The organism is Schaalia hyovaginalis (assembly GCF_014208035.1).
GTDB classification, from domain to species: Bacteria; Actinomycetota; Actinomycetes; order Actinomycetales; family Actinomycetaceae; genus Pauljensenia; species Pauljensenia hyovaginalis.
In genome coordinates this window covers 2,465,177-2,484,828 of the sequence record NZ_JACHMK010000001.1, presented here as the reverse complement: position 1 = coordinate 2,484,828, position 19,652 = coordinate 2,465,177, and the positions used below count along the sequence as shown (strand labels likewise).

Annotated in this window: 17 protein-coding genes and 4 tRNA genes; 7 read left to right on the top strand and 14 right to left on the bottom strand. The window is 68.9% G+C overall.

The genetic code is table 11. The annotated features are described in order from the left end of the window. Positions 1-53: 53 nt before the first annotated feature. From HD592_RS11065 to HD592_RS11040, 6 genes are all read right to left on the bottom strand, one after another. Positions 54-362, bottom strand: coding sequence for a DUF3618 domain-containing protein (locus HD592_RS11065; RefSeq protein WP_184454128.1), 309 nt, complete (start codon positions 360-362; stop codon positions 54-56). Then, positions 359-727: a phage holin family protein gene (locus HD592_RS11060; protein ID WP_320657706.1), complete on the bottom strand. Its 369-nt coding sequence runs from the start codon at positions 725-727 to the stop codon at positions 359-361. Before HD592_RS11060 ends, HD592_RS11065 begins: the two co-directional genes overlap by 4 nt. A 193-nt stretch (positions 728-920) precedes the next feature. Further along, a complete protein-coding gene (locus HD592_RS11055) occupies positions 921-2,282 on the bottom strand; it encodes a P-loop NTPase family protein (protein WP_184454124.1) in 1,362 nt (453 codons plus the stop codon). A 102-nt stretch (positions 2,283-2,384) separates the two neighbouring features. Beyond that, positions 2,385-2,460: transfer RNA gene (locus HD592_RS11050), tRNA-Phe, on the bottom strand. A 26-nt stretch (positions 2,461-2,486) separates the two neighbouring features. Beyond that, positions 2,487-2,560 (bottom strand) — tRNA-Asp (locus tag HD592_RS11045). A 71-nt stretch (positions 2,561-2,631) separates the two neighbouring features. Then, a tRNA-Glu gene (locus tag HD592_RS11040) sits at positions 2,632-2,704 on the bottom strand. A gap of 188 nt (positions 2,705-2,892) precedes the next feature. On the opposite strand from HD592_RS11040, the gene HD592_RS11035 reads away from it, so the two are divergent. The 3 genes from HD592_RS11035 (at position 2,893) to HD592_RS11025 (ending at position 6,019) form a co-directional block, all read left to right on the top strand. After that, positions 2,893-4,656, top strand: a complete 1,764-nt coding sequence (locus HD592_RS11035) for a mechanosensitive ion channel family protein (protein WP_184454122.1) — start codon at positions 2,893-2,895, stop codon at positions 4,654-4,656. An 83-nt stretch (positions 4,657-4,739) separates the two neighbouring features. Beyond that, complete coding sequence (gene msrB / locus HD592_RS11030; RefSeq protein WP_154475918.1) at positions 4,740-5,159, top strand: peptide-methionine (R)-S-oxide reductase MsrB; 420 nt, start codon at positions 4,740-4,742, stop codon at positions 5,157-5,159. After that, positions 5,156-6,019 carry an EamA family transporter gene (locus tag HD592_RS11025; RefSeq protein ID WP_184454120.1) on the top strand — a complete coding sequence of 288 codons (864 nt, stop codon included), beginning with the start codon at positions 5,156-5,158 and terminating at the stop codon, positions 6,017-6,019. The genes msrB and HD592_RS11025 overlap by 4 nt, the downstream gene beginning before the upstream one ends. Before the next feature lie 70 nt (positions 6,020-6,089). Here HD592_RS11025 and HD592_RS11020 read toward each other — a convergent pair whose 3' ends face one another. Both HD592_RS11020 and HD592_RS11015 read right to left on the bottom strand, forming a co-directional pair. Beyond that, on the bottom strand, positions 6,090-7,730 hold the full coding sequence (locus HD592_RS11020) for an ATP-binding cassette domain-containing protein (RefSeq protein WP_184454118.1): 1,641 nt from the start codon (positions 7,728-7,730) through the stop codon (positions 6,090-6,092). Further along, complete coding sequence (locus HD592_RS11015) at positions 7,727-9,094, bottom strand: ABC transporter permease (RefSeq protein WP_184454116.1); 1,368 nt, start codon at positions 9,092-9,094, stop codon at positions 7,727-7,729. Before HD592_RS11015 ends, HD592_RS11020 begins: the two co-directional genes overlap by 4 nt. 75 nt (positions 9,095-9,169) lie before the next feature. On the opposite strand from HD592_RS11015, the gene HD592_RS11010 reads away from it, so the two are divergent. After that, positions 9,170-9,817 (top strand): TetR/AcrR family transcriptional regulator, encoded by a 648-nt coding sequence (locus HD592_RS11010; RefSeq protein WP_184454113.1) that lies wholly within the window; start codon positions 9,170-9,172, stop codon positions 9,815-9,817. 208 nt (positions 9,818-10,025) lie between these two features. Here the strand turns inward: HD592_RS11010 and HD592_RS11005 are convergent, their stop codons facing one another. The 5 genes from HD592_RS11005 to HD592_RS10985 form a co-directional block, all read right to left on the bottom strand. Beyond that, complete coding sequence (locus HD592_RS11005; protein ID WP_184454111.1) at positions 10,026-10,469, bottom strand: SHOCT domain-containing protein; 444 nt, start codon at positions 10,467-10,469, stop codon at positions 10,026-10,028. 102 nt (positions 10,470-10,571) lie between these two features. Then, complete coding sequence (locus HD592_RS11000; RefSeq protein WP_184454109.1) at positions 10,572-11,825, bottom strand: multidrug effflux MFS transporter; 1,254 nt, start codon at positions 11,823-11,825, stop codon at positions 10,572-10,574. Between the two features lie 268 nt (positions 11,826-12,093). Next, positions 12,094-12,165: transfer RNA gene (locus HD592_RS10995), tRNA-Lys, on the bottom strand. A 139-nt stretch (positions 12,166-12,304) separates the two neighbouring features. Continuing rightward, complete coding sequence (locus tag HD592_RS10990; protein ID WP_184454107.1) at positions 12,305-13,306, bottom strand: PfkB family carbohydrate kinase; 1,002 nt, start codon at positions 13,304-13,306, stop codon at positions 12,305-12,307. Further along, positions 13,303-14,382 (bottom strand): ADP-ribosylglycohydrolase family protein, encoded by a 1,080-nt coding sequence (locus HD592_RS10985; protein ID WP_184454105.1) that lies wholly within the window; start codon positions 14,380-14,382, stop codon positions 13,303-13,305. Before HD592_RS10985 ends, HD592_RS10990 begins: the two co-directional genes overlap by 4 nt. Positions 14,383-14,562: 180 nt before the next feature. Between HD592_RS10985 and HD592_RS10980 the strand changes: the two genes are divergently transcribed. Then, positions 14,563-15,201, top strand: coding sequence for a hypothetical protein (locus tag HD592_RS10980; RefSeq protein ID WP_184454103.1), 639 nt, complete (start codon positions 14,563-14,565; stop codon positions 15,199-15,201). A 110-nt stretch (positions 15,202-15,311) separates the two neighbouring features. Then, the gene (locus HD592_RS10975; protein ID WP_184454101.1) at positions 15,312-17,699 is read left to right on the top strand and encodes an RNA degradosome polyphosphate kinase; all 2,388 of its coding nucleotides are present in this window, start codon (positions 15,312-15,314) and stop codon (positions 17,697-17,699) included. A 329-nt stretch (positions 17,700-18,028) separates the two neighbouring features. Here the strand turns inward: HD592_RS10975 and HD592_RS10970 are convergent, their stop codons facing one another. Beyond that, positions 18,029-18,358, bottom strand: coding sequence for a DUF4342 domain-containing protein (locus HD592_RS10970; RefSeq protein ID WP_184454099.1), 330 nt, complete (start codon positions 18,356-18,358; stop codon positions 18,029-18,031). Positions 18,359-18,475: 117 nt separating this feature from the next. Here HD592_RS10970 and HD592_RS10965 point away from each other — a divergent pair, with 117 nt between their 5' ends. After that, positions 18,476-19,537 (top strand): NUDIX hydrolase, encoded by a 1,062-nt coding sequence (locus tag HD592_RS10965; protein ID WP_343058805.1) that lies wholly within the window; start codon positions 18,476-18,478, stop codon positions 19,535-19,537. Positions 19,538-19,652 lie beyond the last annotated feature (115 nt).

The following is a 19,652-nucleotide window of genomic DNA, read 5'->3' as shown; positions in this document are numbered from 1 at the left end:
TGTGCTCCGGGTCGCGCCGCGGAGCCGGTGAGGAAGCTGAGACAGATTCGGGCTCAGCGCCTTCCGCGGACGATACGAAGAACGACGAGGACGGTGAGCGCCGCGGCTCCGGCGATGACGTATCCCACCTTCTTGAGGGCCTCGGGGTCGCCTTCGCGGGCGTCCTGAGCGGTCATGGCGACGAGGCTCCTGACCTCCTCCGCCTTCGCCTTCGCGGTCGCCTTGGCCTGTTCGAGCAACTGTTCGGGCTGAACACGGCCGAAGAGCTCGTCGACGGTCGCCGTCATCTCGGCGCGCGTGCGTTCGAGTTCGGCGATGATCTCAGCCTCGGTGCGCGTCTTCGCTTCGGTCGTTTCGCTCACTTGCCCAGGCCTTTCTTGAGGGCGTCGATGCTCTCGCTGATCCCGGCCTTCGGGTCGGGGACGGAGGTCTTGCTCTTGTTGAGCAGTACTGCGCCGACCGCGGCGAGGATCGCAACGATGAGCAGAAGGATACCGGCTGTGATGAGGGACGCGGCCCATGCGGGCAGGGCGACGGCGATCGCGAGCTCGATCGAGTGGAACACCCAGCCGAGGAGGTAAAGGGCGAAGACGGCTGCGGCCGCGAGGAGGGCGCCGCCCGCGCCGGCCTTCTTGATGAAATTCCTCGCCTTGACCTTGTTGAGCTCGATCTCTCCGTTCACAAGGGTCGTCACCTGCGAAGACAGGGTTGCGAAGAGTTCACCCATTGACGCTGGGCGCTTCTGGGCCGGGGCCGACCCCGGGTTTCCGAGCGGTTCGTTCGGCGTCGTCATCAGCGGCACTCGCTTCCTGGTCGACTTCACGGTGTTGTCGGGCTGACGCCCAGTTTCTCACGTTCGGGGCTGCGGCGCAGTCGCCTCGGCCTGCTCGGGGCTCTGACGGCGGCCGTCTTCGGGAGGGTCAGTCGGGAATGACCGGACCGGGCAGGTCCTCGAGGATCTTCCTCGCCCGGTCGATGACCTCGGCCTGCTCGAGGGTCGGGGGCGCGGGCGTTGAAGCGGGGAGGGGGCGGTGCGCGTGCCGTCCGCGGGGGCGGTCGTCCTGCTGGTCTGCGACGAGCGCGCGTATCGCGGCGGTGATCGGGTCGGGTTCTTCGATGCGCCTGCGTTCGCGCGTCGCGGGGGTGGCGAGGGCGGGGCCCGGCACCGGTTCGGCGGGGGCGGGGGAGGGGGCCGCGGGGCGGATCCCGGGACGTGCAGCGGCTGCGGCCCCGATCGGGGATTCCGCTTCGACTGCGGTTTCGTGCCCGGCTTCGCCCTCGTCCTCGGTTTCCTTCTCGACCTCGGGCGGATCCGCGACTTCGGCGGCGGCCTCCTCGGCGACCGCATGACCCGCCTCGGCCTCCCCGGAGCGGCGGATGGGGATCCACGAGACCCGGAAGGCTTCCGAAGGGTCCTCCTCGGTCCCGGGGGATCCGGTGACGGGCGCGTCCTCGACGACGGCGGGCGGCGCGGCGGGCGGAACGGCCGCGGGAATCGGGCCGAGGAGGGTCGCCGGATCCTCATCGGTGCCGGTCAGGATGGTCCGGAGGCGCTCGGCGCCGGGGGCGAGCAGGTCGTAGGTCACCCGCCCGTTCGTGAGGAGGACCGTGCGGTCGGCGAGCGCGCAGGACTCGGGGGAGGTGCTCGCGAGGATCACGGTCGTGCCGTGCTGGGCGAGCGAGCGCAGAAGCTCGAGGGCGGCCCTGCGATCAGGCGCCGTGGGCAGGTGGTCGGGGTCCTCGACGAGGATGAGGTCGCCGCCGCTAACGAGGGCGCGCGCGCTCAGGGCCCGGAACCGATCGAGGGGTGAGAGCTCGCAGGCCCGGAGGTCGGCGAGCTCCTCGAGCGAGGTGAGGGACAGGGCCTGCCTCACGTGATGGGCGAGGGCGGAGGTGCCCGTGAGGGAGAGGGGGGCGAGGATGTTCTCGCTGACGGACAGGGCCTCGTCGAGCGGAGTGGACGCGGTGAGGAGTCCGACCGACGCGGGGCGGTCCCCGCCTGCGGCGCGCAGGTCGATCGCACCGGCCGAGGGCGGGCGCAATCCGGCTGCGGCGAGGAAGAACGCGCGCGTCCTCGATCCGCTCGGGTCGAGGATCGCGGTGAAGGACCCGGAGCGGAACCCGAGGGTCACTCGGTCGAGGAGGTGGGCTCCCGTGAGGGGGGAGTCGATCGTGAGGTCCTTGCAGTACAGGAGGACCCGGCCCCCCGGCCCCGGTGCCGAATGCGCTCGGCGCGTGCGCCACCACGGCTTGGGGTCGCGGCTTCCGTTCGTGTCGCTCATACCCCGATTCTTGCAGGTCCTGCGTCGAGGCTCATACGAACGCCGCGGCGGCGTCGGCACTGCTCGAACGCAAAAGCCCCGAAGCGAATCGCTTCGGGGTTCTGGTGGCTCCGACCGGCGTCGATCCGGTGACCTTTCGATTTTCAGTCGAACGCTCTACCAACTGAGCTACAGAGCCATGACCGGACCAACCGGTCTGGTCGGCGACCCCGACGGGACTTGAACCCGCGACCTCCGCCGTGACAGGGCGGCGCGCTAACCAACTGCGCTACGGGGCCTTACAACAGGTGTAAGACCTATTGAGTTTTCTCCACTGACGACACGCTCTTCGCGTTCCGCGCTGGGAGAGTACCCCCAACGGGATTCGAACCCGTGTCGCCGCCGTGAAAGGGCGGTGTCCTAGGCCGCTAGACGATGGGGGCCTGTTCGGCCACCTCCGTGGCGTCCGAAGACGAGGAAGAGCATATGCAATAACGCGGGGTGAAAGCAAAACGAGAATCGGTGACCCCTCTCACACGGGGGGATTCTCGTGGAATCCCGCCGAAAAGGGCCGGGAGGAGCGGGGCGCGCCGCGCAGGAAGCGTCGGGGAAGGACCCCTAGGCTGGGAGCATGAGCACGAGCCTTTCCGCAATCGCCCGCCTCGTCTCTCAAGAGGGGGACGGCCCCCAATCGGGTGCAGAGGCCGCAGTGAGCGACGCCATCGACATCGCCTCACTCCTTCTCGGGGTCGCCGTCGGAGCCCTCCTCGGCTTCCTCGCCGCCGCCCTCGCCTCGGCGATCCTGCGGAGCATCCTGCGCAGATCACAGGTCGGGTCGATGCTCCTCAAGAGGGTCCGTACCCCCTTCTACGTCGCCCTCATGATGTGGGGCGGCCTGCTCGGACTCGAATGGATGCTCCAGGGCGCCGACCTCAGCCAGTGGTCGAACGGGACGCTCGTCTCGACCTCGACGCACGTCCTCCTCATCCTCGCGATCGGCGCCGTCACCTGGATCGCCTATGCGGCGGCATGGGTGTTCGAGGACGCGGCGCGCATGCGGAACCGAGCGGATCAGGGCAGGGCCAGGCGTTTCGAGACGCAGGCCCAGGTGGTGCGCCGCCTCGTCCAGCTCATCGTCGTCATCATCGGCATCGTCGCGATCCTCTCGACCTTCGCGGCCGCCCGTCAGGCGATGACGACCCTCCTTGCCTCCGCCGGCCTCATCTCGGTCATCGCCGGTCTCGCCGCGCAGCAGACCCTGGGGAACGTCTTCGCGGGGATTCAACTGGCCTTCACGGACGCCATCCGGGTGGGCGATGTCGTCGTCGCCAACGACAAGGGGGAGTCGGGCGCGATCGAGGAGATCACCCTGTCCTACGTCGTCGTGCGCCTGTGGGACGAGCGGCGGCTCATCATCCCCTCGACCTATTTCACCTCGACGACCTTCGAGAACTGGACGCGCAGGGCCGCGGCCCAGCTCGGCACCGTCGAGATCCACCTCGACTGGGCGGCGCCGATGGCCCTGATCCGCCAGAAGGTTGAATCCCTGCTCCAGGCGACGGACCTGTGGGACGGCCGGACGTGGAACGTCCAGATGACAGGGGCGGATACCTCGACGGTGACGGTCAGGATCCTCGTCTCCGCGAAGAACTCGGGCAGCCTGTGGGATCTGCGCTGCTACCTGCGCGAGCACATCATCGCCTGGGTGGTGGCCGAGGAGCCCTGGGCCCGGCCCGCGACGCGCATCCAACCCCAGGCGGAGGTCGCGGTGCCCGTCGACACTTCGAGGGCGCAGGTGGCCGCCCTCGCCGCCGAACTCACGAAGATCGCCGGCGATCCCTCGTCCACCGGAATGCACGAGGACGGGGCGAGCGCCCTCGAAGACGCCGCGAAGGCCCTCGCCGACAACACCGCGGGGGATGAGGCGACCCACGCTGCCCGACTGGTCGCCGCCAGGAGGAAGGCCAAGCGGGCGCGCCGCCGCGCCATGGCCGACAGGATGCGCGAACTCGCCGGATCCGAGCGCAGGGTCCCGCTTCGCGCCGAAAGCGTCCCCACCCAGGTCATGACCGCCGGGACCCTCGCGCGCATCGTCGGCGCCCCGCCTAAGGATTCCGCTCGCGCTAAGGATCGCGCCCCCGGCGCACCCGCCTCGCCGGACGAGCTCACCGCCGAGCTCCCGCAAGCCGTCGCCCGAGCCGCCGAGGAGAATCCGACGACCACCACGAGCGGCGGGAAGGGGGAGCGCCTCTACTCCGGCTCCCCGGACGCCGAGGAGCGATCGGGGATCTTCGCCGGGCCCGGCGAAGAGGCCCTCGCCGAACGCGAAGCCGTCGCCAAACGCCGGGAAGCCGAGGCGAAAGGCGTCAGGCCCGAGGACGAGCGCGGGAAGTGACCGTTCGTGGACAAGTGCTTGCGCGCCTGTCCACATAGGGGGCAGCAGTAGCGGGACTGAAGCAGTCGGGCGACGATTGAAGCATGACTGAATTCCCGAGCCTGTCGGACGCCTCCGCACTGAGCGACGCCGATTGGCGTCGCATCCTCACCCCCATGCAGTACCACGTCCTGCGCGAGGCCGGAACCGAACGCCCCTTCACCGGCGAACTCCTCGAGGAGACCCGCGAAGGCGTCTACCGCTGCGCGGCCTGCGGCGCCGAACTCTTCGACGCGAGCACGAAGTTCGAATCCCACTGCGGCTGGCCGAGCTTCTATCAGGCGAAGAACGCCTCGACCAGCGAAGTCGAGGACACCTCGCACGGCATGGTGCGCACCGAAGTCCGCTGCACGAACTGCGGGTCGCACCTGGGCCACGTCTTCCCCGACGCGCCCGACCAGCCCACGGGCATGCGCTACTGCATGAACTCGGCGGCGCTCGTCTTCGAACCGACGGCGGAATGAGCCCCCGGGCCCTCGACCGGGTACCCGCGCAGGCGCTCATCATCGTCGACGCACTGTTCCAGTACGTCGGCGCGGCCTTCGCCGTGGCGGTCTTCGCCCTCATGGAGCCGGCCTCCGTCGCATGGTGGCGGGTGCTCGTCGGAGCCCTGATCCTCCTGGCCTGGCGGCGCCCCTGGCGCTTCCGCTGGACCTGGCGCGAGCTCGGGGCCTCGGCGGTCTTCGGGCTCTTCATCCTCGTGATGAACTCGACCTTCTACGAGGCGATCGCCCGCCTTCCGCTCGGCGCCGCGGTCTCTATCGAATTCCTCGGCCCGGTGTCCGTCGCGGTTGTGCGAGGGCGGGGCTGGGCGCCGCGGGTCGCAGCGCTGATGGCCTTCGCCGGCGTCGCCTCGATCTCGGGCTTCGGCGTGGATCCGTCGGACCCCGGCATCCGTGCCGGGATCGTCTGGATCCTCGCGGCGGCGGCCGCCTGGGCCGGTTACATCGTCGTCGGTCAGGCGATCGCCTCGCGGCGTTCGGGCGTGACGAATCTGTCCATGTCCCTGGGCTTGGGCGCCCTCTTCGCCGCGCCCCTCCTCGCGCCCGGGGGCCTCGGCGCATTCACTTCGTGGACCCTCCTCGGCTCCCTGGTCCTCGTCGGCCTGCTTTCGACGGCGATCCCCTTCACCCTTGAGGCCCTGGCGATGTCCAGGCTCACCGCCGCGACCTACGCTCTGCTGACGGCCCTCATGCCCGCGACCTCCGCCGTCGTGGGCGCGGTGATGCTCCGTCAGATCCCCACGTCGGGCGAGCTCCTCGGGCTCGTCCTCATCTCCATCGCGGTGTGGATCGCCTCCTCGCCGAGGCTCAATCGGGGGTGAGGGGGCTCGTGAGACGGGCGGAGGGTCCGCGATGGGGTTCTGCTTCAGGGTGACTCTTCGCGGGGGCGAGTCAGGGACTGCTCGTGCCCTGCGCTCGCCGGATTTCGACGACCCGGCCCGCCTCAAGGCGGATGAGGATGTCGCACTGGGCGGCCTCCTGCTGGTAGTGCGTCGTGACGAGGACCCCTGCGCCCGTGTTCGACGCCCGGCGGATTTTCTTCCACAGGCGCGCCCTTCCCAGGGAATCCATGCCGGAGGTCGGTTCATCGAGGATGAGGAGATCGGGCGAATGGCTGAGTGCGCAGTCGACCGCGAGTGCCCGTCGCGCACCGAGGGGAAGCCCGGCGACGGGGCCGCGCTCTGCGGCGCCCTGCAGTCGATCGGCTGCGGGCACCCCGAACACGTCCTGCGTGAAGTCGAGGTTCTCTCGCGCCGAGAGCATCGGATACAGCCCGAGCGCTTGAGAGACATAGCCGATCCGGGCGCGCGAGCGGCGCGAGGGCGGCGTCCCGAAAAGCGAGATCGTGCCCGAATCCGGTGCATCGATCCCGAGGATCAGCCGGATGAGGGTGGATTTGCCCGCTCCGTTGCCGCCGATGAGACCGACGACCTCGCCGGGGTGCATGTCGAGGTCCACGGAGTCGAGGGCGCGCATCTCCCCGAAGGATTTGATGACTTCTCGGCAAGCGATGATCGCATCGGATCCGCTGCGGCGGGTCCTATGGACGAGGGCGGGGCCGCGATTCGAGGAAGGGGCGGGATGGTCTCCGTCCCGAGAGGGGGGCGTGAGCGTTCGCGCCTCGAGGAGGAACTCGACCGTTGCGAGCTCGAGGTCCGGGGTGGCGGGAGATGCTCCGCCAATGGTGAGGGGGGCGACTGACGATGCGCCTTTCCCGGCCCCGCTGATCGAAGGCGCGCTTGAAACGAAGGCGGACGAGGGGCGAGGGCGTCCGGGCAGCCACTCGAAGAGCGTGCGCCCGCGCTGCCAGACGCGCTCGTCGTCGGTCGCAGAGGGGTCGGCGGAATCGATGGGGGCGGCCCACAGGGAGCCGGGGGCGATGGCGACGACTTCGGCGGGCGAGCCCTGGGCGAGGACGCGGCCCTCGTCAAGGAGGAAGACTCGATCGGCGGATTCGGCCTCGTCGAGGTAGGTCGTCGCGACGATCGCCGTGGCGCCATCGTCGGCGGCGCCGCGGATGAGTCGGCCGAGGATCTCGCGCGAGGCGGGGTCGACGCCGGTTGTCGGTTCATCGAGGAGGAGGAGCGAGGGATGATGGAGCAGCGCCATTGCGGCGCCGAGTTTCTGACGCATGCCGCCGGAGAGGCGCGCACCGATGCGGCGGCGTGCGCTCTCGAGTCCGGCGAGGTCGATGAGTTCGTCGATGCGGGCGCGTGATCGTGGGCCCCGCAGTCCGTGAGCGTCGGCGACGAAGCGGAGGTTTTCCTCAACCGACATGTTCGGCCAGACCCCCGAGCTCGCCGGCTGGTAGCCGATGTCGTGGGCGTCGAGGTCCGTGATGCCGAGGAGTGCGCGCCCCTGCGGGCGGGCGAGAGTCGAGAGCAGGGTCGTCTTCCCCGCGCCGTCACCGCCGACGAGGGCGGACAGCTCGCCTGGTGCGAAGGAGGCCGTGAAGGAGCGAATCGCGGGTTCGCCGCCGGGGAAGAGGGGGAAGTCGCGCAGATCGATGTGGATGTCGCTCCGGGCGCTCATCGGCTTGCGCCCCCGGATCGGAGGCTCTTCGCCATTCGGGCGGTCGCGGCTCCGAAGACGACGAGTGCGAAGCCGCAGAGGATCGCGAGAGGGAGGAGGATCTGGGACAGGGTCGCGTCCTTGAGGAAGATCCCGATCGCCGCCTTGAAGAACCATGTGAGGGGGAGGCAATAGCCGATCCCTCGTACGCCGACCGCCATCGAGTCGAGGGGGAAGATGAAGCCGGAGAGGAGGATCTGCGGCATCATCACCATCATCGACATCTGAATCGCCTGGCCCGTGGTTTCGGAGACGGAAGAGATGAGGATCCCGAAGCCGAGGACGACGAAGACGAAGACGAAGCTGAGGAGTGAGAAGACCCACCAGCTCCCGCGGAAGGGCACATTGAAGATCAGGACGCCGAGGGCGGTGATGAGCCCCGCGTCGAGAAGGGCGAGGAAGAGGTAGGGGACGATCTTCCCGAGGATGATCGAGGCGGGGGACAACGGCATGACGGCGAGTTGTTCGAGTGTGCCCGCTTCGCGTTCTCGGACCAGGCCGATCGCGGTCACGATCGTGCCGACGAAGGTGAGGATGAGGCCGATGAGGCCGGGGATCATCACCCATGAGGTCGTGAGATCCGGGTTGAATGCAACGGTGATCGCCTGCTTGGAATCGAGGGCGTTGAGGTCGATCGTGCTCATGTCGGGGATCTCGGGGCTCGGAGTCTTCTCGATCGTCGAGAGTTCGGGGAGCGGGCCGAGGGTTGCGAGAGCGTCAAGGGAGGAGAGCGCCTGTTCGGGAGATGCTGCGCCCGAACTCGCTGCTGCGGCCGCCTGTTCGAGGCCCGAGAGCGCCGAGCGGAGGGAGGACAGGGACTCCTGCATGGACTCGAGCTCCCTCTGCGTGTTCTCGCCCCGAGTCCGCGCTTCGTCGATGCGCGCGCGAATGTCGGTGATGCGGGTTTTCACGTCTTCGCTCACGACGTTCATCCATGCGGCTGATGCGGCCTGCGCCGCGAAGAGCTGGGTGCCATCGGTCCACATGTGCGTCCGGGCGACGAGGGGGGTGGAGTCGTCGCCGGACTCGGCGCGGATCACCGTCGAGTAATCGCCCTCTTTCAGGATCGTGAGGATTTCCTCTTCGGTGAGGTCCTGCGTGCGCAGGTCGAGGTCGAAGTCTTCGGTCGCCTTCGCGTTGTCGCTGAGTTCGGCGCGCACCTCGGCCGCGGCGGGGCCGATGAGGAGCGCCTTCGTCGTCTCGACGGTGAAGTTCGCGGCGTATCCGAAGACGGTGAGGAGCACGATGGGGAGCGCGATGAGGAGGGCGACAGTGCGCCGGTCCCGGGCGAGTTCCCGGAACTCCTTGATGATCATGGCTTTCATGGGACCTCCGCCAAGTTTCGTCAAATGACGAAATAACGGTATCATGGCGTGAACGGATGGTCGAGGAGGAAGCCGATGATCGAGGAACCCCGTCGTCCCCGGCGCGGACCGAGGAAGGATTCGGGCGATCTGCGTGAGCTCATCCTCGACTCCGCCCTCGCTGAATTCGCTGAGAAGGGGTACAAGAGTTCGACGATCCGGAGAATCGCCGAACGCGCGGGCGTCGCCCCGCGGCTCATCCACTACTACTTCGGATCGAAGGAATGCCTCGCTCGGGAATGCATGTCCCGGACGATGGAGGAGTCTGAGATCCTCGATCTCCTCCTCGCCGGCGCACTCGGCCGCGAGCGCATCGGAGAGCGGTACCTTCGCACCGTCCTCGGGATCGTAGAGAATCCCAAGACCGGACCCGCCCTCATCTCCCTCCTGAGGGCGGTCGGCGAGGATGCGGGGACGCGCGAGATGATCGCTGGTCATTTCATGCAGTTCATGACGACCATGTCCGCCGCCGAGGGCGCCGATGAGGACCTCGGACTACGGCTCCAACTCGTCGGCAGTCAGATCATCGGGATTCTCCTACTCCGGAACATCTTCGGATTCGGCCCCGTCGCCACGGCTGATCCTCATGAACTCGCCGAGATCGTCGGTCCGACCCTCGATAAGTACCTCGCACTCGGCCGCACCCGGACGGATCTGCTCCCCGGAGCCGAGGCGCGAGGCTGAACGAAGGCCGCGGCGTCCCTCCCGAAGTCCGGGGCAATGCCGAGCGGCTCGTCCCGCTCTGCCGGGGCGGGAGGATCCCGACGAAGGACGCAAGGCGGTGCCCCGGCGGGAATCCCGCCGGGGCACCGCCCTTCTGGCTCGAGGAGACCGGCGGCACCCGGGGCGTCGCCTCTCCCGTTGAGGGCTTCGAAGCTCTCGCCCGAAGCGCTCAGCGACTCTCGGGCGCGGACTCGCCGGGCGCGGGAAGCACCGTCGTGGGAGCCGAAGAGACGAAGGGCTGGACCGGGGCCGCAGGAGTGCCGGGCTGAACGGGCGAAGCGGGCGCGGCGGGCGCCGCGGGGGCCTGAGTGCCGGCCGGCGCCCGCGTGAACGCCGCCGACTGCGCGTTCAAAAGGGCCGAGCGAGTGCGGAAATAGGTCTCCTCGTCGATCTCCCCGGCGGCCAAGCGCTGATCGAGGCGCGACAGCGGAGTCGGGGCGGTGGGGACGAAGCGCTTGATCGCCCACACCGCGAGGACCACGACGGCCGCCAGCGCCGCCGCCGCGAGAATGATCCAGGCGATCTCGGCGACGCCGCCGCCCATATGACCCGCGGGACCGTGGGCTCCGAGCGCCTCGGCGGGGGAGCTGATATCAGGGGAGACGTTGTCCATGGGGACTCCTTTACTCATCGTCTACGTGTCGTTGAACGCGATCAGTCTGAGCGACCGATATTCGACTCGCCGATGAAGCCCCTGTGAAACGCCTATGAGGCCTCAGTCGAGGGGAAGGGCCTCGGAAGGCTCCGAGCCTCCGCGGGCGATGATCCAGAAGGAGACCCACGCGCCCAGAGCGCCGACGAACATCACGAGCGTCATGGGGAGCGCGCTCGTCCCCCCGCCCGCGGTCGCCAGGGGGGAGGCCGTCGCCATCGCGATCGACTGGACGAGGCCCTGCACGGCGGAAGCCGTCCCCGCGTGCTCGCGCGCCTTCGACAGCGCCAATGCCCCGGCGTTGCCGAAGATGAAGGCGTTGGCGCTCATGAGGACGGCGAAACCGACGCAGGTGAGGACGAGCGGCAGGTCGAAGACGAGAACCGAGAGTCCGACGAGGACGACGCCGACGGCCGCGAGCGACAGGCCGAAGGCGATCAGCCCCTGCGGCCGGAAGCGCCCGATGAGCCGGATGTTCACCAGTGCGAACAGGGTCGACAAGAGCGCATTGCCCGCGAAGACCAGCGAGAAGACCATCGGCGTCAGACCGAGCATCTCCTGGAGGACGTAGGACGAATCCGAGACGTAGGCGAACATGCAGAACCCGGAGAACGCCGAGGTCAGCATGTATCCGACGAAGGGGCGGATCCTCATCACCGATCCGATCCCGGTGACGAACCTCGTCAATCCGCCGCCGTGGCGCTTATCGGGGGGCAGGGACTCCGGCGCCCAGAGCCAGGCCGCCAGGGTCATCAGGACGGTGAAGGCCGTGAGGCACCAGAACACCGCCCGCCACGGCCAGTAGGTGACGATCAGGCCGCCGAGGACCGGAGCGAGCATCGGGGCCAGGCCGCCGATCGCCTGGAGCAGCGACATCACCCGCGCCAGGACATTGCCGTGGGCGACATCGACGAGGATGGCGCGCGCGACGGCGGCCGCTGCGCCCCCTCCCATCCCCTGGAGGACGCGCCCGATGAAGAGGATGTGGATCGATGGCGCGAAGACGCAGACCAGGGACCCGGCGATCGCGAGGAGGCCGCCGAGGATCATCGGCCCCCTCCGCCCCTTCTGATCCGAGAGGGCGCCTCCGCCGATCTGTCCGGTCCCGAAGCCGATGAAGAAGGCCGTGAGCGTCAGGCCGACGAAGGCCGCGCTCGTCGACAGATCCCGTGTGATCTCGGGGAACGAGGGCGAATACATGTCCGTCGCGAGCGGGGGGACGGCGTTCTGCAGGGCGATCGTCACCAGGAGGGACGCGGTGACGCCCCCGCCGAGAATGGAGTGATCGCGGGGGAGATCGGACGGAGTGGAGGACATGGCTCCCATTGTCCGCCCCCTTCATTCCACGTACTCCGCTCAGAATCGCGGAGCGGACGGGAGAGATCTTTCACAGTGCGCGCTTCCTCATCCGGGGAGGGGGTGAGGGCCTCGATCGGGAAGCGCTTCCGGTCCCGCTGCACGGAAGGAGGCGCGAAGGCGCGTCGCAGGCCCCGCCGCACGGCGGGCGGGGCGGTGCGCCTCCCTTCGCCGCGGCAGGATGGAACGACGCCGCCCCCGCCGATGATCTCGACGGGGGCGCGGGCGGTAGGCCCACCGGGACTCGAACCCGGAACCCACGGATTAAAAGTCCGCTGCTCTACCATTGAGCTATAGGCCCGCGCGGCAGGTTCCGCGCTCGTTCGGCGATGCCGAAGCGGTCTTGCGACCACCGCCATTGTAGACGCACGGACGGAGGTCGGCTGACGGGGCGTCAGCGCCCGTGCGGACGCCCGACGCCCCTGGCGCCGGGGCGGGGATCAGCCTCCGTTCCTCAGCCCCTCAGCCCCTCCGTTCCTCAGCCGCGTTGCCGCCTCGTCGATCTCGGCTCGGCTCGGACAGGTCGCCGGCCCGCGCCTCGTCGTCGAAAGCGCGCCCGCGCAGTTCGCGAGGAGAAGGGCCTCCTCGAGCGGGACACCGCTCGTCCACGCCGCGCACAGCACACCGGAATGGGCGTCTCCTGCGCCGTTCGTGTCGATCGCCTCGACCCAGGGCGTGGGGATCCGGACGACGCCTCCTCCGCGTGCGAACCAGGCGCCCTCCGGGCCCTTGCGCAGGACGAGGTCGGAGCCGAGCCGATCGGCGAGGCGCTCGGCGAGGCCGGCGGTTCCCTCCTCTCCGCTCGTTCCCTCCCCGGTCCCGCCCTCGGCGATCCCGAATCGGGCGGCGAGGATCGCCGCCTCGCGCTCGTTCACCGACCACAGGGGGTGCAGGCGCCTGAGGATCTCGATCTGCTCGTCGCTGAAGTCCGCGACGAGCGGGCCGACGTCGGCGAGGACGCGCAGATCGCCGTCGGCGTGCACCTCGGAGAATCTGGACAGGGCCCGGGTGCTCGCGACATGGCTGAAGGAGTAGCCCGAGATGTAGACGACGTCCTCGGGCCCGGGGACGATGCCGGTGAAGGCGTCCTCCGGCTCCATCGTCTCCGCGCCGCGCGTCGACACGAAGGTCCGCTCTCCGCCCTCTTCCGTCAAGGCGACGCAGATGCCCGTATCGGCACCGGGGATCGTCGGCCCGGCCGCCTCGACCCCGAGGCGGACGAGGGCGTCGCGGGCGAGCTCGGCGAAGGGCCCGTCGCCGAGGGCGCCGTGGTAGATGATCTCCGCGTCGAGCCGCCGCGCCGCGTAGATGACGTTGAAGCCGCCGCCGGGCGTGAGCATCGCCGAATCGGCGAAGACGTCGCCGCCGCGGTCCGGCAGGCCGGTGATGCCGAGGGCGAGGTCGATGACGACCTGGCCGAGGTGGTGAACCGTTCCGCTCATCGTGCAGCTCCTTCGCATGCCGTGTGTGAATCCCGGGATGAGGCCCTCAGGCGCAAGAGGGCGTCGGCCCGTTCGGACACGCTCAGCGAGTTCACTGCGCGAACGGTGTCCCACCACTGTTCGGGCCACGCATTCGTCCCCGTCGTGGCTCCGAGGACAGCGCCTGCGATCGCCCCGATCGTGTCGGTGTCGCCGCCGAGGTTCGCAGCCGCGAGCAGCGCCTGATCCGGCTGATCGGCGTAGCGATGAGCGAGGGCGAAGGCGCAGGGGATCGATTCATTGGATTCGACGGAGGTTCCGATGCGTGCGCGAAGGGCCTCGAGGAAAGCGGCCTCCTCCAAGGGCGAATCAGACAGGGCGAGTGCCTCGTCGAGGCGGTCCAGGACCTTCGCCTTCGGGCTCCATTCGCCGACATCGCCCAAGGAGGCCACCAGCGCGCGGGCCCCGGCGATCGCCTCCCTCGTCGAGGACCCGTCGAGTCCGATGCTCACCGCTGCTGCGACGAGCGCCGCCGAAGTAAATCCGGGAACCGTGTCGTGGGTGACGCGGCAGCTGGAGCGGACGCCCTCGGCGAATCCTTCGACGTCCTCCCATGAGAAGGCGATGCCGATCGGCGTGACCCGCATCGCCGCGCCGTTCGTCGTGCCAGTCTTGCCGGTGGTCGTCGGATCGGCGCCCGCGCGCACGGCTTCGAGGGCCACCTTCGTCGAGGGACCGAGGAGGTCGAGGGATCCGCGCGCGATCATCTCGTCCTCCCAATTCAGGAGGAGTGCGGCGAATCTGGCGGGCGGGATCGCGCCCTCGGCCTCGACGAGGAGATCAGCGAGGAGAAGCGCCTGCTCAGTGTCGTCCGTGATGCTCCCCGCCGGCATCGAAGGGGCGACGGGCTGGGCGGCGGAGGCGTCGATGAGGCCGAGAACGCACCCGTACTCCCCCTCTATGTCCGCCGGGGACATCGACTGGGTCGGCATTCCGAGAGCGTCGCCGAGGGCGAGGCCCATGAGGGCGCCCTCGGCGCGGTCGCGTTCCGCGAAGGCCGAGTGCGCAGGTCGTGCGTCGGTGGACATCGTCGTCATGCGGCAACCGTATAGGCGCGAAGGTGCATGTACAAGGAAGAAGCGCGCCCGGAGGCGGCCCGGCATCGCAGCCGCGTCGGGGCGAGCGGAGCGTCCTGTGCGATCGGGGGAGTGACGGGGAGGCGGGAAGCCTACAATCGACCGGACGAGTAAGACCCCACGCCGAGCGGAGGAGCGGAAATGCCCGGTCATGATTTCAAGCGCCCCAGGCGCCCCGCCATGCTCGGCCCCGCCACCGCAGAAGCGATCATCGGCGACGAGGACCCGGCGGCCTCCTCCGCCCTCGCCCACTCGAGCGCATGGGCGCTCATGGGGGTCGGCGACGAGGATTTCGACATCGAAGCGATCGGCCGCCTCCGCGCCCTCGTCCGCGACTCCGGAGCCGATGCGATCGCCCACCTGTGGGCGCGCAGCCCCGAGTTCACTTTGCCGGGCGCCCTGTGGAGGCTGTACCTGCTCGTCGAATGGTGCGAGAGGGACAGGGCCCTCGCGTGCGCCCTCTACGACGCGGGGACGAGGGCGGACATCGTGCCCGGACTCGAGCGCCCCCTCGAGGTCCGCCCCCTCGAGTCGATCCTCGACGAGGCCGAAGCCCTCCTGCGGGGCGATCTGAGCGACGACGAGCTCGACCACGTCCTCGCCCAGGCCTCCATCGCCCTTCGCCTCCTCGCCGCCGGCGAAGGCGGGAACGGGGACTGGATCACCGACCCGAATGATCCTCTCGCGCATGCGGTGACGACGCGCGCCCGCGCTTTCCTCGCAACCGCTGAAGAGCTCGACATCGCGGCCCGCGAAGCCCGCGTCGGCGCCCTCGACTGAGAATCCGCCGCCCCGAGTCTCACCCCCCACTGGCCAGCGAGGACGCCCCTGCACGCCTACGATCGGAGGCGGATGCGCCAGTGCAGGTTACGAACTCGAAGGGACGACGCATGTCCGAGACCACGCGTGAATTCTCCGCCCCCGACGCCTCCTGGCCGCTTCCGGCCCCCGACGCCCCCGAGAGCCCCTGCGCCCCCGAGGCGGCGCGGCAATCCGCAGTCGAGGGCGCCAGGGCCGAAGAGATGTTCGTCCCTGCGGACGAGGCCGGACTCGTCGGCGTCGAGCACGAGGACTCCGAGTACGAGGACGAGGCGCGGGCCTTTGAACCGCTGCCGCCGGCCCTCACCACCGACGTGGACCTCTCCGCGCCGCTCGGCGAGGACGAGCCCCTGCCCAAGGGCCGTTTCGCCGACCGGGAGATCTCGTGGATGGCCTTCAACCAGCGCGTCCTCGAACAATCCGAGGACGTCGAACTGCCCCTCCTGGAACGCGCCTGGTTCTCCGCGATCTTCTCCTCGAACCTCGACGAGTTCTACATGGTCCGCGTCGCCGGCCTCAAGCGCAGGATCGCGGCGGGCATCGCGAAGAAGACGGCCTCCGGACTCGAGCCCCGTCAGGTCCTCGAGGGCATTCAGGCGAGGACCCGTGAACTCGCGGCCCGCCAGGCCGAGGACTTCCAGACGGAGATCCTGCCCGCCCTCGACGCCTCCGGAATCCATCTGCGCAGGTGGGATGAACTGGACGAGGCGCAGCGCGCGACCCTGACCCGCTACTTCCGCCGCCGGATCTTCCCCGTGCTCACGCCGCTCGCGGTCGACCCCTCGCACCCCTTCCCCTACATCTCGGGCCTGTCCCTCAATCTCGCGGTCGTCGTGCGCAACCCGCTCAGCGGCAAGCTGCACTTCGCCAGGGTCAAGGTTCCCCAGTCCCTGCCGCGGCTCATCAACGTCGACACGGCGCTCGCGGGCGGGTCCGTCGAGGATCGCGTGCAGGCCGAGGGCGGCGCGGTCTTCATCACCCTTGAGGACGTGGTCCGCGCGCATTTGGAGCACCTGTTCCCCGGCGTCGAGATCGTCGAGGCGCACGGCTTCCGCGTCACCCGCAACGAGGACCTCGAAGTCGAGGAGGACGACGCCGAGAACCTCCTCACCGCGATGGAGGAGGAGCTCCTGCGCCGCAAGTTCGGCCCCGTCGTGCGCCTGGAGGTCGAGGAGACCATCTCCGACTTCGTCCTCGACTTCCTCGTCGAGAAGCTTGAGATCTCGGCCGCGGATGTCATCTCCTTGCCCGCGCCGCTCGATCTGACCCTGTGCAATGAACTCCACGACCTCGACCTGGCCGACCTCAAGTATCCGAAGTTCGTCCCGGTGACCGCGGCGGGCCTCGCGGAGTTCGAATCATCGAGGGCGGGGGACATCTTCGCGAAGATCCGCGAGCACGATGTCCTGCTCCACCACCCCTATGATTCCTTCGCGACCTCGGTCCAGGCCTTCATCACGCAGGCGGCGCGCGACCCGCACGTCCTGGCGATGAAGCAGACCCTGTACCGGACCTCCGGGGATTCGCCGATCGTCTCGGCGCTGATCGAAGCGGCCCGTTCGGGCAAGCAGGTCGTCGCGATCGTCGAGATCAAAGCCCGTTTCGACGAGGAGGCGAATATCGGTTGGGCGCGCAAGCTGGAACGCGCCGGCGTTCACGTCGTCTACGGGATGGTGGGCCTGAAGACGCATTGCAAACTTTCGCTCGTCGTCCGCCAGGAGGCCGATGGGCTGCGCCGCTACTGCCATGTCGGCACGGGCAACTACCATCCGAAGACCGCGCGCGGATACGAGGACCTCGGGCTGCTCACCTGCGACCGGGAGGTCGCCCAGGACCTCACGCGCCTGTTCAACCAGCTGTCGGGCTATGCGCCGCGTTCGACCTTCCATCGTCTCCTCGTCGCGCCCCTGTCGATCCGCGACGGCCTCATCGAGCGGATCAATGCTCAGATCGCGCGGAAGAAGGCGGGTGAGGAGGCGTGGATCGGCATCAAGGTGAACTCCGCGGTCGATGAGCGGGTCATCGACGCCCTGTATCGGGCCTCGCAGGCGGGAGTTCCGGTGGATGTGCAGGTGCGGGGCATCTGCGCGCTGCGCGGCGGAGTCCCCGGACTGTCCGAGAACATCAGGGTCCGGTCGATCCTCGGCAGGTATCTCGAGCATTCGCGCATCTACGCCTTCGGCCCGAAGGGGGCCGAGGAGGTGTGGATCGGCTCGGCCGATCTCATGCACCGCAACCTCGACCGGCGCGTCGAGGCGCTCGTGAGGATCGCGGATCCGGACCAGATCGCCTATCTCGCCGATCTGGTTCGGCGCGGTGTCGATCCGATGACGGCGTCGTGGGCCCTGAAGAAGAACGGCAAGTGGAAGCGGCGTCAGTTCGGCGCTTCGGGCGAGCCGCTGTCCGATTTGCAGGTGGAGCTCATGGAGGAGGCCTCCGCCCGCGTCATTGGCCGCTGACCCTCCCCCTCGCCCCCTCTTCCCTCGCCCCTCTCGTCGAGGTCATCACTTTTCTGCGTCGAGGTCATCACCTTTGTGCATCGAGGAGATGCGCTCCTCCTTCCGTCTTCTCGGATGCTCGGGCAGAGTGTCGGCGTCTGCTCAGGACCGCGGCACGAGTTCCCACCATGAGGTCGAATTCGCCGGAACCGCATTGTCAACAAGATCCCCTCGACGCGAAGAAGTGATGACCTCGACGCAACAAGGTGATGACCTCGACGCAACAAGGTGATGACCTCGACGCAGAAAAGTGATGACCTCGACGGGGGAGGGGAGGAGAGGAGGAGGGGTCAGTTCTTTCCGGGGCCGTCGGTGGCGGTCGTGTCGACTGCTTCGCCCTCGACGATGTCCGTCCGCTCGATCTCGATCGTGAGCTTCGCGAGCGGGGCGCCGATGGCGGCGGCAGTGCCCGCGACGAGGGCGGCGAAGGGATTCCACAGCACCGCTGCAGCGCCGACCGCCGCGCCGAGATTCATCGGGATCGACGCGAGTTCGCGGCCGTACTCGTCCCTGAGGACAATCTTGCGGACGGAACCGTCGGCGATGAGCTTCTTCACCGTGTCGGCGAGCTCGGAGCCGAGGATCTGGATCCTCTCGTAATACGTGTTCGAATCGGTCATCGTGGGGTCCTCCGCTTCGATGGTCCAAACGATGCCAACGATAGCCGGGACTCGCACGCCGCGCGCTCCGGGTTCTAAGGCGTGCGACGGTCGGGGAGCGGCCGGTAGGCTTACGGAGTGCCCCGTCTTGTCCGCCCCTCTCCGATCCCCTCGCGACTGGTCCGTGCCGCCGGCGCCCTGGTCTGGCGTTTCACCGATCGTGAACGCGAGGTCATGCCCGGCGAGCGCATCGACCCGAAGGACATCGAAGTCCTCATGGTCCACCGTCCGCGCTATCGTGACTGGTCATGGCCGAAGGGCAAAGCGGAGGCGAACGAACCCATCCTGAGCGCGGCCGTGCGCGAAGTCGAGGAGGAGACCGGGAAGGTCGTCGCCCTGGGCGCCCCGCTCACCACCCAGCGGTACCGCTTGGGATCGGGGCAGACGAAGGAAGTCCGGTACTGGGTGGGCACGCTCGTCGACGCATCGGAATCGAACCCGGATCCGGCGGCCAGGACGCGCGCTCCTGTGAAGCAGGCGCCTTCCAGTGAAATCGACCAGACGCGCTGGGCGTCGCCCTCGCGCGCTGACGACCTGCTGACGAGGCGCGGAGACCGCCGCCTCCTGTCCGAGCTGGTCGGGCGCGCCCAAGAAGGCAAACTGGTCACCTCCTCGATCGTCCTCCTCCGTCACGCGAAGGCGGTGTCGCGTCAGGCGTGGAGCGGGGGAGAGGAGTCGCGGCCGCTCACGCGACTCGGCGCGCGTCAAGCGATCGACCTGGTCCCGCTCCTGTCCGCGCTGGGCGTCGATGAGGCCTATTCGTCCCCCTGGACGCGCTGCATCGACACTGTGGCGCCGTGGGCGGGCATCGCCGGGGTGGAGGTGCGCTCCTGCGACGCCCTGAGCGAGTGGGCTGCGCAGGATGACACGAGGGCGGCGCAGGCCGTCATGGCCGATCTCCTTGAGAGGGCGCGCCCCCGTGCGGTCATCAGCGTCCACCGGCCGACGATCCCCCTGCTCCTGGAGCCCTTGAAGGCCGTCGCGCCCTCGGGCCTTCTGCGCGCATTCCCCGCGGAGAGCCCGTGGCTGTCGACGGCGGACATGCTCGTCGCCCACGTCGAGCGTTCGAAGGCCCAGCCGACCCTCCTCGCCCTTGAGAGGCACGGGACCCGCACGAAGACGGTCCTGGGGCTCGACTGATCCTGCCGGCACCCGCCGGCGAGTGATCCTTCTCACCTGCTCGTTCACCCGCTGTTCACCCTCAACGGGGAATCGCGTCAACTCCGGTCTTTATCGTCGGGTTCCGCCGGGGTCG